Origin of the sequence: Micromonospora sp. WMMD1082 (assembly GCF_029626175.1) — a bacterium.
Classification (GTDB): Bacteria; Actinomycetota; Actinomycetes; order Mycobacteriales; family Micromonosporaceae; genus Micromonospora.
The window spans coordinates 6,588,388-6,602,541 of record NZ_JARUBM010000002.1 but is presented as its reverse complement, the minus strand read 5'-3'; the positions used below and the strand labels follow the sequence as shown (position 1 = coordinate 6,602,541).

At 72.5% G+C, this 14,154-nt stretch carries 12 protein-coding genes; 7 read left to right on the top strand and 5 right to left on the bottom strand.

Translation table 11 applies throughout. The features are described from left to right. Positions 1 to 51: 51 nt before the first annotated feature. Positions 52 to 1,323: an amino acid permease gene (locus tag O7615_RS30345; RefSeq protein WP_347405110.1), complete on the top strand. Its 1,272-nt coding sequence runs from the start codon at positions 52 to 54 to the stop codon at positions 1,321 to 1,323. Positions 1,324 to 1,567: 244 nt separating this feature from the next. Continuing rightward, a complete protein-coding gene (gene abc-f, locus O7615_RS30340) occupies positions 1,568 to 3,205 on the top strand; it encodes a ribosomal protection-like ABC-F family protein (protein ID WP_278181215.1) in 1,638 nt (545 codons plus the stop codon). 55 nt (positions 3,206 to 3,260) lie between these two features. On the opposite strand, the gene O7615_RS30335 is transcribed toward abc-f, so the two are convergent. Beyond that, positions 3,261 to 3,842: a GNAT family N-acetyltransferase gene (locus tag O7615_RS30335; RefSeq protein WP_278181214.1), complete on the bottom strand. Its 582-nt coding sequence runs from the start codon at positions 3,840 to 3,842 to the stop codon at positions 3,261 to 3,263. 224 nt (positions 3,843 to 4,066) lie between these two features. Here O7615_RS30335 and O7615_RS30330 point away from each other — a divergent pair, with 224 nt between their 5' ends. Both O7615_RS30330 and O7615_RS30325 read left to right on the top strand, forming a co-directional pair. Continuing rightward, complete coding sequence (locus O7615_RS30330; RefSeq protein ID WP_278181213.1) at positions 4,067 to 6,247, top strand: LLM class flavin-dependent oxidoreductase; 2,181 nt, start codon at positions 4,067 to 4,069, stop codon at positions 6,245 to 6,247. Continuing rightward, positions 6,244 to 7,143 carry an LLM class flavin-dependent oxidoreductase gene (locus O7615_RS30325; RefSeq protein WP_278181212.1) on the top strand — a complete coding sequence of 300 codons (900 nt, stop codon included), beginning with the start codon at positions 6,244 to 6,246 and terminating at the stop codon, positions 7,141 to 7,143. Before O7615_RS30330 ends, O7615_RS30325 begins: the two co-directional genes overlap by 4 nt. A gap of 15 nt (positions 7,144 to 7,158) precedes the next feature. Here O7615_RS30325 and O7615_RS30320 read toward each other — a convergent pair whose 3' ends face one another. Next, positions 7,159 to 7,725: a nucleosidase gene (locus O7615_RS30320; protein ID WP_278181211.1), complete on the bottom strand. Its 567-nt coding sequence runs from the start codon at positions 7,723 to 7,725 to the stop codon at positions 7,159 to 7,161. Between the two features lie 90 nt (positions 7,726 to 7,815). Between O7615_RS30320 and O7615_RS30315 the strand changes: the two genes are divergently transcribed. Beyond that, on the top strand, positions 7,816 to 8,901 hold the full coding sequence (locus O7615_RS30315; RefSeq protein WP_278181210.1) for an NYN domain-containing protein: 1,086 nt from the start codon (positions 7,816 to 7,818) through the stop codon (positions 8,899 to 8,901). A gap of 43 nt (positions 8,902 to 8,944) precedes the next feature. Here O7615_RS30315 and O7615_RS30310 read toward each other — a convergent pair whose 3' ends face one another. Further along, positions 8,945 to 9,712 (bottom strand): ABC transporter permease, encoded by a 768-nt coding sequence (locus O7615_RS30310; RefSeq protein WP_278181209.1) that lies wholly within the window; start codon positions 9,710 to 9,712, stop codon positions 8,945 to 8,947. Then, complete coding sequence (locus O7615_RS30305) at positions 9,709 to 10,446, bottom strand: ABC transporter ATP-binding protein (RefSeq protein WP_278181208.1); 738 nt, start codon at positions 10,444 to 10,446, stop codon at positions 9,709 to 9,711. Before O7615_RS30305 ends, O7615_RS30310 begins: the two co-directional genes overlap by 4 nt. A gap of 111 nt (positions 10,447 to 10,557) precedes the next feature. Between O7615_RS30305 and O7615_RS30300 the strand changes: the two genes are divergently transcribed. Beyond that, complete coding sequence (locus tag O7615_RS30300; protein WP_278181207.1) at positions 10,558 to 11,661, top strand: histidine kinase; 1,104 nt, start codon at positions 10,558 to 10,560, stop codon at positions 11,659 to 11,661. Further along, a complete protein-coding gene (locus tag O7615_RS30295; protein ID WP_278181206.1) occupies positions 11,658 to 12,302 on the top strand; it encodes a response regulator transcription factor in 645 nt (214 codons plus the stop codon). The genes O7615_RS30300 and O7615_RS30295 overlap by 4 nt, the downstream gene beginning before the upstream one ends. 60 nt (positions 12,303 to 12,362) lie before the next feature. Here the strand turns inward: O7615_RS30295 and O7615_RS30290 are convergent, their stop codons facing one another. Beyond that, entirely contained in the window at positions 12,363 to 13,706 is a 1,344-nt protein-coding gene (locus O7615_RS30290; protein ID WP_278181205.1) for a glycoside hydrolase family 18 protein, read from the bottom strand. Positions 13,707 to 14,154 lie beyond the last annotated feature (448 nt).

The following is a 14,154-nucleotide window of genomic DNA, read 5'->3' as shown; positions in this document are numbered from 1 at the left end:
GCGGCGCCAATCCGGCTGTCCCGTCCGGCCGTGCCCGGCGAGGGTGATCACATGACTCAGACCCACCCCACGCCGATGACCGGTGGCCGGCTGACCGCCGCCCAGGGGACCGCACTGTACGTCGGCGCCGTGCTGGGCACCGGAGTGATCGCGCTCCCCGCGCTGGCGGCCGAGACCGCCGGCCCCGCGTCGCTGCTCGCCTGGCTGTTGCTCGTGGTGGTCTCCGCGCCGCTGGCGGCGACCTTCGCCGCGCTCGGCTCCCGCTACCCGGACGCGGGCGGCGTGTCGACGTACGCCCGGATGGCCTTCGGGCCGCGGGCGGCGGCCATCGTCGGCTGGTGCTTCTACTTCGCGGTGCCGCCGGGTGCCGCGGCGGCGGCGCTGTTCGGCGCCGCCTACGTCGAGGCGGCGGTCGGCGGCGGAGCGGTCACCGTGGCGGTGACCGCCGTGCTGTTGATGGCCGCGGTCACCGTGACCAACCATGCCGGCGTGCAACTGGCCGGGCGGGTGCAGCTTGCCCTGGCCGGCGTCCTGGTCGCCTTTCTGCTGCTCGCGGTGCTGCTGTCCCTGCCGCACGCCTCGGCGGACAACCTTCGGCCGTTCGCCCCGCACGGCTGGACGGCCGTCGGCCCGGCGGCCGCGTTGTTGATGTGGAGCTTCGTCGGCTGGGAGGCGATCACCCACCTGACCGGGGAGTTCCGCAGGCCGGCGCGGGACCTGCCCCGGGCGACCATCGCCGCGGTCGTGGTGGTGGGTGCCCTGTACCTGGCGGTGGCCTTCGCCACCGTCGCGGTGCTCGGTTCGGCGGCGGCGGGGTCCGACGCGCCGCTGGGCGAGTTGTTCGCCGCCGCGCTCGGTGGCGACGCCCGCTGGCTGGCGGCCGGTGCCGCGCTGCTGCTCACCTTCGGCACGATGAACGCCTACTACGCCGGTGCGGCGAAGCTCGGCGCGGCGCTGGGCCGCGACGGGGCGCTGCCCGGCTGGTTCACCCGGGGCAGCGTGGCCGGCGAGGTGCCCCGCCGCAGCCTCGCGGTCATGGCCACGATGGCCTTCGCGGCCCTGGCCGTGGTGCTCGCCGCCGGTCTGGGCCTCCGGCCGCTGGTCCTGGTCACCACCGCCTCCTTCATCACCGTCTACGTCATCGGGGTCGCGGCGGCGCTGCGCCTGCTACCTCGGCGCGGCCGAGCCTGGTACGCCGCCGCGGCGACCATCGGGGTGGTGCTGTTCCTGCTGGCCATGACCGGGGTCTACCTGCTCTGGCCGGTGGTGGTCACCGGTGCGGCCCTGCTCTACCTGCGGCTGCGCGGCCGAACTCCCGCCTGATCCCGCCGGCCGGTGGGCGTGCCGCGGATCGGCGTCGGCCCTCGGGAGAGCTGTTAGGCTGGTGCCCGCGCGGGAGAACCGCGCTGAGACGAGGAGCGCGACATGCTGTCGGGGGACGACGACATCTCGGGGTGAGCAACCCGCCACCTACCTGGCCGACGCCGGGGTGGCCTGTCGTGTCATAGCCCTGTCTGCCTGACCGGGGCGCCGCTCGCGTCCCGGGCATCCTTCCGAGGTCTCTGCGATGTCTGACATCTGCGTTGTCTGCACCAACCTGTCCTTTTCCTGGCCGGACGACACTCCGGTGTTCCGGGATCTGTCCTTCACCGTGCCGCCGGGGCGTACCGGCCTGGTCGCGCCGAACGGCGCCGGCAAGTCGACCCTGCTGCGCCTGATCGCCGGCGAGCTGACCCCGACCGGCGGCGGCGTGACGGTCGACGGGGTGCTCGGCTACCTGCCGCAGAACCTTCCGCTGACCGGTGAACTGACCGTGGCGGAGGTGCTGGGCGTCGCACCGGCGCTGGCCGCGTTGCGGGCGATCGAGGCCGGCGACGCCAGCGAGGAGAACTTCGCCGCCGTCGGCGACGACTGGGACGTCGAGGAACGTAGCCACGCCGAACTCGACCGGCTGGGCCTGGGCGAGGTGGCCCTGGACCGCCGCCTGCACACCCTCAGCGGCGGGCAGGCGGTCTCCCTCGGCCTGGCCGCGCAGCTGCTCCGGCGCCCCGACGTGCTGCTGCTCGACGAGCCGACCAACAACCTCGACATCGACGCCCGGCACCGGCTGTACGCGGTGCTGGAGAACTGGTCCGGCTGCCTGCTGCTGGTCAGCCACGACCGGATGCTGCTGGACCGGATGGACCGGATCGCCGAACTCGACGGCGGGCAGCTGCGGCTGTTCGGCGGGAACTTCACCGCGTACTCCGAGGCGGCGCAGGCCGCCCGGGACCTGGCCGAACGCCAGGTACGTAGCGCCGAGCTGGAGGTCAAGCGGGAGAAGCGGGAGATGCAGCAGGCCCGGGAACGGGCCGAGCGTCGGGCCGGCAACGCCGCCCGCAACCTCGGCAACGCGGGCCTCGCCAGGATCGTCGCCGGCGGGCTCAAGCGCAGTGCGCAGGAGTCGGCGGGCCGGGCGCAGCAGGCACACGCCAGCCGGGTGAGCGACGCGCAGGGCCGGCTTGACGAGGCCAGCCGGGCGCTGCGGGACGACCAGACGCTGGCGCTGGACCTGCCGGAGACCGACGTTCCCGCCGGCCGGACTTTGGTCGAGGGGCAGCGGATGCAGGTGCGGCACGGCGCCCGGGCACTGTTCGCCGGGGACGGCGTCGAGTTGACCATCCGGGGCCCGGAGCGGATCGCGCTGACCGGCCCCAACGGCGTCGGCAAGTCGACCCTGCTGCGCCTGCTGCTCGGCGAACTGGAACCGGAGGGCGGGCAGGTGCGTCGGGCCGACGGTCGGGTGGCGTACCTGTCACAGCGGCTGGACCTGCTCGACGCGGACCGTACGGTGGCGGAGAACCTCACCGCGTACGCTCCGGACCGCCCTCAGTCGGAGCGGATGAACCTGCTGGCCCGGTTCCTGTTCCGCGGTGCCCGCGCCCACCTGCCGGTCGGTGTCCTCTCCGGTGGTGAGCGCCTGCGCGCCACCCTCGCCTGCGTCCTGTACGCCCAGCCGGCGCCGCACCTGCTGCTGCTCGACGAGCCCACGAACAACCTGGATCTGGTCAGCGTGGGCCAGCTGGAGAACGCGCTGGACGCCTACCGGGGCGCGTTCGTGGTGGTCAGCCACGACGAGCGCTTCCTGCACGACATCGGCGTGCAGCGGTGGCTGCGTCTCGACGACGGCGGCCTCCGCGAGATCGCCGCGCCCGACCCCGAGTGAGCGCAGGAACTGCGGTCCCGCCGCGGGCCTGGTCGAGTGACACCCGGCGGCTCGGTCATGCCCGCCGGGGCGGGTCTGCGGAGGCTAGGTAGCGACGCAGGGTGACCGGAGCGCCGTCCGGGGCGGTCCAGTCGGCGGTGACGGTGGCGGCGTGTCGCCAGCCGTCGCGTTCGTACAGCGCGACGGCGGGCGACCGTTGCCGGTCGACGACCTCCAGCGTCAGGTCCATCCGTCGGTCGGTGGCCCACCGTCGGGCCGCACGGAGCAGACCGATGGCGACCTGGCGGCGACGGAAGGCGGGCGAGACGAACAGCCGGGCCACCTCCGCGCGTTCAGGACCGGCGCGGTCTGGCCCAGCGCGGTCGGGGCCGGTGGAGTCCTGGCCGGTGGAGTCCTGGTCGGCGTGGTCCGGCTGGTCCGGGTCGCCGTTCGTGAGATGGACGGCGAGGTGTCCCACCAGGCCGGCAGCGTCGGCCTCGGCGACCCAGGCGTGACACAGCTCCGGCGGGTGCAGCCATCGGTACGGATCGGCCGGCCAGTTGAGCGGATAGCCGTCATGCCGGTGGACCTCGGCCAGCAGCCCGACACATCCGGGCAGGTCGGTGGGTTCGCGGTCGCGGATGATCAGCGCGTTCACCGGCCCATTGTCGGGCTGCCCCACCGCCGACCGACCGGCGTACGTGTCGAGATCTTGGACAGCTTCCGTTTCGCCCGAACGGGAACTGTCCAAGATCTGCAGGTTTCGGAGTGGGTGTGCGGGTGGCGGGCGAGCTGGGGTGGAATATGGCGCTGGTATCGGCTGTTGGGCAGATCGTCTTGGCAGCATATGATCTGAGGTAAAGAAGATCGATGGAGGGTTGGATGGCTGTGGAGCTGGGGATCGCGCTGGATCTCGTCAGGGTGCAGGCCGATCCCAAGGCCGCTGCCGCCCTGGCGCGCCGTGCCGAGACGGGCGGCTTGGACCTTGTCGTCCTGCGCGACGACGGCACGCGCGACGGACCGCACGGGCTGGATGCGTGGACGACCGCGGCCTGGCTCGCCGGACGGACCAAGCACATCCAGATCGGCGTCGCCGCCACGCCGGTCTCCCACGCCGACCCGCCAGGCCCGACCGACCCGCCGGCCGCGACCGACCGGACGGCCGTGACCAATCCGCCAGGCTTGACCGGCCCGGCGGCCGCGACCGATCCGCCGGGCGCGACGGACCGGGCGGCCGTGACCGACCCGACCGACCCGGCGGGTTCCGTCGATCCGGTCGATCCGCAGGCGGCGTACCCCACCGTGGTCGCCAAGGCGCACCAGAGTCTCGACATCCTGGCCGGCACCAGGCTGATCACGTCGGAGTCGGCCTGGGTGATGGCCTCCGCCGGCACCGCGTCCGCCGGCACCGCGCCCGCCGGCACCGCGCCCGCCGGCACCGCGTCCACCGGCACCGAGTCTGCCGGCACCGCGTCTGCCGGTATCGCGTCCGCCGGAACCGGAAAAGCCGGTGCCATCGGGATGGGGCGCGACGAGCTGTGTGCCCTGGCCGAGGGTGGGCTGCCGGTGGTGGTGCCCGTGCGCACGGAAGCGGACGTGGATCGGCTGACCGCCCTGGCGGGCGAGCTGAAGCGGGGCGGCCCACCCCGACGTACGGCGGCCGTCCGTGCGCGACGGCGGGCCGGCATCGACTACGACGGGGTGCCGGCGTCCCTGACCGATACGGCGATCGAGCCCGGTGACCCGGCGTACCGTGGCAGTGCGTCGACCTACCTTCGCGGCGGCGCACCCGGGCTGGTGCTTCGGCCCCGCACACCGGCCGAGGTGTCGGACGCCGTCGCGTTCGCGCGCCGCCACCGGCATGTTCCGCTCGGCGTGCGCAGCGGTGGGCACGGCATCAGCGGTCGTTCCACCAACGACGGCGGGCTGGTCATCGACGTCGGCGGGCTCAACCGGATCGAGATCCTCGACGAGGACCGGCGTCTGGTGCGGATCGGTCCGGGCGCGACGTGGAAGCAGGTCGCGGCCGCGCTGGACCCGTACGGCTGGGCCCTCGGCTCGGGTGACTACGGTGGGGTCGGGGTGGGCGGGCTGGCCACCGCGGGCGGGATCGGGTATCTGTCGCGTAAGTATGGACTCACCATCGACCATCTGCGCGCCGTCGAGCTGGTGCTCGCCGACGGCACCCGGGTACGGGCGAGCGAGGCCGAGAATCCCGACCTCTTCTGGGCGGTACGCGGCGCCGGCGCGAACTTCGGTGTGGCCACGGCCTTCGAGTTCGAGGTCGACGAGTTGCGCGAGATCGGCTGGGCCCAGCTCGTCATGGTCAGTGCCGACATCGAGGGGACCTTGCGTCGCTTCGGCGAGCTGGCGAGCACGGCGCCCCGGGACACGACGGCCTTCCTCGTCACCGGGCGACCGCGTCAGGGCCAGTCGGCGGTGCAGCTGTACGCCATCGTCGACGCGCAGGATCCCGACGTGATCGTCGACCGGCTCACCCCGTTCACGGCGCTGGGTCTGCTCGCGCAACAGCAGGTCGTGCTCACCCGGTACCGGGACGTCATGGACCAGGCTGTCGACGTCGGTCCCGACGGTCACCAGGGGGCGGGCGAGCCGGTCTCCAGGTCCGCGTTCCTGCCGGTGCTGACGGCCGAGTTCGCGCGCGACGCCGCCCGGCTGCTGCGCAGCGGCCGGGTCTACTTCTTCCAGCTGCGCAGCATGGGCGGCGCGATCGCGGACACGCCGCCGGACGCGACGGCGTTCGCGCATCGTACGCCCGCCTTCCAGGTGACGGCGATGGGCGCGGACCGCGCCGCGCTCGACGCCGCGTGGGACGGCCTCGCGCACCACTTCGACGGCCTCTACCTCAGCTTCGACACGGACCTGCGTCCCGAGCGTTTGGGCGACGCCTTCCCGCCCGACACCCTGGCCCGGCTCCGGAGGCTCAAGGGGCGTTACGACCCCGACAATCTGTTCCGCGACAACTTCAACATCGACCCGCAGCGGGGCGCCCCGGCCGGGCCGCCCGTCACCGGGCCGACGAACGAGGAGGCCACGCCATGACCGACTACGGACACGACCTGCTGTTCGGCACCTTCGTGACCCCCGGTGCGCAGGGCGCGGAACACGCGGTCGACCTCGCGGTCACCGCGGACCGGGTCGGGCTGGACCTGGTCACGTTCCAGGACCATCCCTACCAGCCGGCGTTCCTGGACACCTGGACGCTGCTGTCCTACGTCGCCGCGCGCACCACCCGGGTACGGCTGAGCGGCAACGTCCTCAGCCTCCCGCTGCGCCCGCCGGCCGTGCTCGCCCGCGCCGCGGCCTCGCTCGACATCCTCAGCGGCGGCCGGTTCGAGCTGGGCATCGGCGCCGGAGCGTTCTGGGACGGCATCGCCGCGATGGGCGGCCGCCGGCTCACCGCGGGCCAGGGGGTCGGCGCCCTCCGCGAGGCGATCGCGATCATCCGGGACCTGTGGGACACCGACACCCGCGGCGCGGTACGCCACGACGGTCGCTACTACCACGTCACCGGTGCCAAGCGGGGACCGCGGCCGGCGCACGACATCGGCATCTGGGTCGGCGCGTACAAGCCGAAGATGCTGGCCCTGACCGGTGCGCTCGGCGACGGCTGGCTGCCCACGATCGAGTACCTGCCCCAGGGCGTCGCCTCGCTACCCGAACTCAACGCCCGCATCGACGAGGCCGCCACCGAGGCGGGCCGTCCGCCGGCCGCGGTACGCCGGCTGATGAACGTCATGAACGTCGAGTTCTCCGCCGCCGGCCGGGGCCTGCTGGGCGGTCCACCCGCCCAGTGGGTGGAGCAGCTCGCCGATCTCGCCCTCACCCACGGCGTCACCGCCTTCCTCATCGGCGGCGACGACCACACCATCACCGAACGGTTCGCCGCGGAGGTGGCACCGGCGGTACGCGAGATCGTCGAGCGGGAACGCGGCTGAGCGCGCGCGGCGGGGTCAGAGCTGTTCCCGTACCCACTCGGCGAGCAGTCGGGCGCAGCCGTCCACCGACTCCTTCCAGGTGAGATCCGCCCCGGCCCCGGCCTCGTCGCTGACGTGCTTGACCAGGCGGACCGGTACGCCGAACCGCCGCGCGGTCGACGCCACCGCGTAGCCCTCCATGTCCACCAGCTGGGCGCGTCGGGCCAGCGCGGCGCGTACCTCGTCGTCGGCGATGAACTGGTCGCCGGTGGCCAGCACGGGGCCGTCGCCGAAGGTCAGCGGTGCGCCGACGGTCTGGCCGGTCAGCCTGCGGATGAACTCCGTGTCCAGGTCGTGCTGGAGGACGGCGCCCACCTCGTGGGTGCCGGTCCAGCCGGCGTGCAGCGCTCCGGCGGTGCCGAGGTTGACCACCACCGACGGCAGTGGGGAGCGGGCCAGCGTCGTCGCGAGGGCGGCCGCCGCGTTGACCTTTCCCATCCCGGTGAGCAGCACCGGAAGCTCCGGATCGAGGTACGCGGCCTCCTCCGCGATGGCCAGGACGAGGAGCGGGCGGTCCGGGCTGATCGTGCCGCGAAGATCCATCGGGCGATGGTAGCCGCCGCCGCTGACCGGACGGTGTCGGCGCCGTGGGGCCTACCGTCGTAGCGAACACCACCGACGTACGCTGCTCGGGTGGAGCCAGAAGACCGGATCGCCCTGTTCCTGGATTACGAGAACCTGGCGCTGGGGGTGCGTGATCACCGGGGCGGCGCGATGTTCGACTTCCGGCCCATCGCCGACGCGCTGGCCGAGCGCGGGCGGGTGGTGGTGCGGCGGGCGTACGCCGACTGGTCGTACTTCGACGAGGACCGGCGGATGCTGACCCGGTCGCACGTGGAACTCATCGAGATACCGCAGCGGATGGGCGCCACGCGCAAGAACGCGGCCGACATCAAGATGGCCGTCGACGCGATCGAGTTGGCGTTCGAACGCGACTACATCTCGACGTTCGTGCTCTGCACGGGCGACAGCGACTTCACCCCGTTGGTCCACAAGCTCCGCGAACTCAACAAGCAGGTCATCGGCGTCGGTGTGGAGAAGTCCACCTCGGCGTTGCTGCCACCGGCGTGCGACGAGTTCCTCTACTACGACCGCCTGGAGGGGGTCGACATCCTGCCGACGCGGGGTCGGCGGGCCCGTCCGGCCCGGCTGCCCGAGCCGCAGCCGCAGCCGGCGGAGCAGGTGGAGCAGCTGGAGCCGGAGGCGCCACCGGTCGTGGAACCGGCCCGCGACGTGGACGCGCTCGCCGTCCTCGTGGCCCAGACGGTGGCCGGCCTCCAGGGTGGCTCCGGCGGGGAGGTGACCGCGTCGAGGCTGAAGCGCACCCTGTTGCGCAAGGATCCGACCTTCAGCGAGTCGGACTACGGGTTCCGCACCTTCGGCGAGTTGCTGCGCCACCTCGCCGGGCACCGGGTGGTCGAGCTGGCGGAGGGCCCCGCCAAGGGCGACCCGGAGGTCTCCCTGCCGGAACACGGCGAGCGGGAGACCGACTTCGCGTTGCTGCGTACCGTCGTGCAGGACCTCGCCGGTGAGACCGGCGAGGTGGCCCTGTCCGGGCTGAAGAACCAGCTCCGGCGCGTCCGGCCGGACTTCAGCGAGAAGAAGCTCGGCTACCGCAGCTTCCTCCAGTTCTGCACGGCCGCCGCCACCGGCGGCGCGGTCGGCCTGCGGTGGAGCGCCGAGGCGGACGACTACCTGCTCACCGCGCCGCCGCCCTGACCCCGCCCGCCGGCCGGGTTGGCCCGGCCGGCGGGTCGGTGCGTCACTCCCACCGGAACAGGGCGCCCGCGACCAGGGCACCGACGACGACCGTCGCGCCGAGGCCGACCAGCTGCGGAGCCTGCACCGCCGTGCCGGCCCACGCCGACGACAGGGCGTCGACCGCGGCGCCGAAGGGCAGCCAGCCGCCGACCTCGGCGACCGGTTCGGGCAGGGCGTCCCGTCCGCCGAACATGCCGCCGAGGGCGCCGAGGATGAAGAAGGCGACCAGACCGATGGCGACGGCGGAGTTCGGCGTGGGCGCGACCGCGGCGACGATCATCCCGGCGCCGTACATCGCCGCCATCGCCAGCGCCAGTACGCCGAGTGCGACGCCGACGTCGACGGGCGGGTTCGCGCCGAAGGCCAGGAACGCGACGACCAGGGCGACGGTGATGCCGATGGTCGCCTGGAGGATGCTGACGATCGCCTGGGCGGCGAGGACCATGGCCGGCGACGCGGGGGTCACCCCGAGCCGGCGGAGGATGCCGGACCGCCGGTAGTAGGCCAGGAAGCTCGGCATGTTGATGATGCCGATGATCGCCATGACCATGGTGAACACGAGCGGGAGGACGTACAGGTCCAGCGCCGTACGCCCGTTGGCGACGACGGTCCGGCTCGCCGAGGAGGCGCTGGTCAGCATGATCAGCAGCGGCAGGCAGAGGGGGACCACCAGGCCGGCGGTGTCCCGGACGACCATCTTCGCCTCACACCTGATGAGCGTGAGCAGGGATCGCACCCCGGGCCGGCGTGCCTCGACGACAATACTCATTCGGCGTCCTCCAGGTGCTTTCCGGTCAACGCGACGAACGCGTCGTCGAGGGTGGCGGTCGCCGCGCGGGCGGCGAGACCCGCCGGGGTGTCGAGCGCGACGACGCGTCCGGCGTCGATGACGGCGACGCGGTCGCAGAGCCGCTCGACCTCCTCCATGGCGTGGCTGACGAGCAGGATGGTGACGCCGGAGGATCTGAGCCGCTCGATCGTGCCCCACATCCGCCGCCGTGCCTTCGGGTCCAGGCCGGTGGTCAGCTCGTCGAGGATCACCACCCGTGGCCGCCCGGCGAGGGCGAGGGCGATCGAAAGTCGCTGCTGCTGGCCGCCGGAGAGCTTGTCGAAGATCGTCCGGCGCTGTTCGGTCAGGTCGACCATGTCCAGCAGTTCGTCGGTCGGGCGGGGTGCGGGGTAGAAGCTGCGGTAGAGGTCGACCAGTTCGGTGACGCGCAGCGCGTGGTGCAGGTGGGCGTGCTGCAACTGCACGCCGAGGACCTGCCGGAGCCGGGCGCGGTCGCGGTGCGGGTCGAGGCCGAGCACGCGTACCCGCCCCCGATCGGGTACGCGTAGCCCGGCGATCATCTCGACCGTGGTCGTCTTCCCCGCACCGTTGGTGCCGACGACGCCGACCGCCTCGCCGACCTCGACCCGTAGGCTCACCTCGGCGACCGCCTGGGTCCGGCCGTAGCGCTTGGCAAGGTTCTCGGCGAGGATCGCCGGCTCGGTGCTGCTCATGCCTCGACGGTAGGAGCGGGCCGGGCGGATTCCATGTCCCGAAAGTCATCACGTGCAGGCATTACTTTCGGCACGGGCGCGGCGCCACACCCCCGACCTAGAGTGGAGATCATGCGACGCGTCGGCACAGACGAATGGTCCGGCCTCGCGATGCTCGTGGTGGCGGTCGCCGTCGCCGCACCCGGGCTGTTCGGCGCGGTGGAGACCACGATCCCGCACGGCTGGTGGATCGCGCTCTTCGTCGGCTTCCTGGCCGCCCTGCTCGCCGCGGTCGGCACGCGCGTGTCCGGCCGGCTGCGCTACGGTGCGTTCGCCGCGACCGTCGTCGCCGCCTGGGTGCTGGTGCTGTCCGCGTCGAGCCTGGGACTGCTGCCGGTGCTGCTGGTCCTCACCGCGGCCGTGAGCGTGTACGTGGTGCCGCTGCGGGTGGGCCTGATCGTCGTCGGTCTCAACACCGTGGTGATCATCCTCGGCACCGGATCGGCCGCCAGTGACCCGGTGGAGGTCACCGTGCTCGGGGGCTTCTACCTGCTCATCCAGTTGGCGTCGCTGCTCAGCTCGGTCACGCTGCTGCGCGAGCAGCGGATGCGCCGCGAACTCGCCGAGGCGCATGTCGACCTGCAGGCCGCCAGCGTGCTGCTCTCGGAGTCGGCCCGCACCGCCGAACGGCTGCGCATCTCCCGCGAGCTGCACGACCTGATCGGCCACCAACTGACCGTCCTGACCCTGGAGCTGGAGACCGCCCGTCACCTCGACGGCGATGCCGCCCGTACCCACACCGAGCGCGCCAACCGGGTCGCCCGCGACCTGCTCGGTGACGTCCGCGCCACGGTGGGGCAGCTGCGCGCCGAGACCCCCGACATCGCGCAGGCGCTGCGCGGCGTCGCCCGGGATCTGCCCGGCCTCGACGTGACGATCGACGTCTCGCCCGGCGTACACGTCGACGAGGAGGGCAACGCGGCGTTCGTCCGGGCGACCCAGGAGATCGTCACGAACACCATCCGGCACTCCGACGCGCGCGAGTTGCGGATCTTGGTGACCGCCGACGACCACGGGACCGTTCTCGACGCCCGGGACGATGGCCGTGGGGCGCGCAACGTGGTCCTCGGCAACGGGCTGCGCGGGCTCAGCGAGCGGTTCCACACCCTCGGCGGCGACCTGGCCGTGGACGGCGGCGACGGATTCCGGGTGACCGCGCGAGTGCCGGCGCGATGACCCGCGTGGTGGTGGTCGACGACCAGACCCTCATCCGGCAGGGCATCCGCGGGCTGCTGGAGGTCGCCGGGATCGACGTCGTCGGCGAGGCCGACGACGGTCGCGCCGCCCTCGCGGTCGTCGACCGGACCTCGCCGGACGTGATCCTGCTCGACCTGCGGATGCCCCGGTTCGACGGCATCTGGACGCTGGAGCGCCTGCGCGCGGAGAACGTCGACGTCCCGGTGCTGGTGCTGACCACGTTCGACGACGACGAACTCGTGCTGGCCGCCCTCCGCGCGGGCGCCCGTGGCTACCTGCTGAAGGACGTGACGCTGGCGCAGCTCACCCGGGCGATCGGGACGCTCGCCGACGGCGGCACACTCATCGCGCCGTCGATCACCGACCGCATGCTGCGGGCGATCCGGTCCGGGCCCTCACCGGCCGGCCCGGGAGCGGCACCCGTGCAGGGTCTCACCGACCGCGAACGGGAGGTGTTGCGTCTCGTGGCGCAGGGTTACAGCAACCGCGAGATCGCCGAGGTCCTGTTCCTCGCGGAGGGGACCGTCAAGAACCACGTCTCCACGATCCTCACCAAGCTCGGCGCCCGGGACCGGACGAACGCGGTACTGCGCGCGCTGCACGAGGGCATCCTGGACTAGCTCGTCCGCTGCCCGCCGCCGGGCGAGGACACCGCCGGCGGCGGGCAGCGGGGAGTACGGCTACCAGGTGGTGAGCCCGAGGTCGATCGTCCTGGTCAACGTAGCGTTGTCGTCGTCGCCGTCCAACGACCAGATCATCGCCCCGCCCAGGCCGGCCAGCCGGATGTAGAGCGTCTTCTGGAGCACGACCGCCGGATCGTCGTACGTCCAGAAGGTCGTACCGTCGAAGAGCCAGGCGTGCCCGCCGCGGAGGTCGCGGTGGACGGTGAAGCCGTCGCGGACCAGGGTCTTCAGCTGTTTGTAGTCCTCGTAGCCGGCGGCGTGGGTGGCCGGCGCGGGCCCGGACGCGGGCTGGAACAGGCCGTTCCCGCCGCCGGTGACGCCGGTCCAGCCCTGGCCGTAGTAGGGGATGCCCAGGACCAGCTTGTGCCGGGGCGCCCCACGGGCGATCCAGCCGTCGATCGCCACCTCGACCGAGAAGTCCGGGTTGTCCGGTGCCCCCTTCGGTACCCGCAGGGCCGACTGCTGGTTGGTCACCGTCTCCCAGGTGCCGTGGAAGTCGTACCCCTGCACGGTGGCGAAGTCGAGGTACTGGAAGATCTTGCGTCCCTCGTAGCCGGCGTCCATGGTCGCCGGGTTGGCCGGCAGGAAGGCGGTCAGCGGGTGGTGCTTGCGGGTCTGCCGGCCGTACGCGTCGAGTTGCCGGCGGAACTCGGCGAGCAGCTTGGTGAAGTTCTCCCGGTCCTCCGGGCGGATCACGTTGCCGGGCTCACCGGGCCAGTTCGGCCACTCCCAGTCCAGGTCGATGCCGTCGAAGACGCCGGCGGCGGCACCCGGGCCGCCGCTGCCACCGTCCAGGATCGGCAGGTTGCCCTTCAGGTAGAGGTCGATGCAGGAGGCGACGAACGCGCGGCGGGAGGCGTCGGTGCGGGCGGCGTTCGAGAAGTACGTCGACCAGCTCCACCCACCCAACGAGATCATCACCTGGAGGCCGGGGTGCTTGGCCTTCAGCTTGGCCAGTTGGCCGAAGTTGCCGTTGAGCGGCTCGCCCCAGGCGTCGGCGACACCGTCGACGCTCTCCTCCGCCGGCACGGGACGCTGGTAGTCGGCCCAGGCGTCACCCTCGCCCGGTCCACCGTCCACATAGCACAGCCCGTCCTCGCTCACGTTGCCGAAGGCGTAGTTGACGTGGGTCAGGCGGCTCGCCGCCCCGGACGTGTCGAGCTTCTTGACCGGGAAGGCCCGGCCGTAGATGCCCCACTGGGTGAAGTAGCCGACCCGGTGGTAGCCGGTGCGGCGGTCCGACCTGTCGCCCGCGCTCGCCGCGGTCGGTGGCGCGGCGGTGACCAGCAGGGCGGTCAGGGCGACGAGAGCGGTGAGGCGGCGGTGGCGGAATGGTCGCATCGGCACTCCCACGAGGGATGAGGCGAGATTAGTAAAGACACCTTTCTGATTGATGAAGCTAAGCCGATCACGTTCCGCCGGTCAAGGGCCGACGTCGGCGGGCGCCGGATGGCCGCCGCGCACCGGCCGGCCCGGCGGGAGACCCGCCGGGCCGGCGTCGTGGTGCGGTCGACACGGGGGTACGGATCAGCTCGTCCGCACCGAACCGTTGATCTTGCTGTCCCGGATGGTGGCGCCGATGGCGTCGACCGAACCGTTCACCCTGCTCTCCACGATCGACACCACGGAGGCGTTGACCGCGTGGATCGCGCCGTTGAGGTTCGAGTTGAAGACGATCAGGCCCGCACCCGGGTTGACCTTGATCGCCCCGTTCTGGGTCACCCCGTCCATGCAGGTGACCCCGCTACTGATGGTCATGCTGCCGTTGTGCCGCCCCCGCAGCACCGTG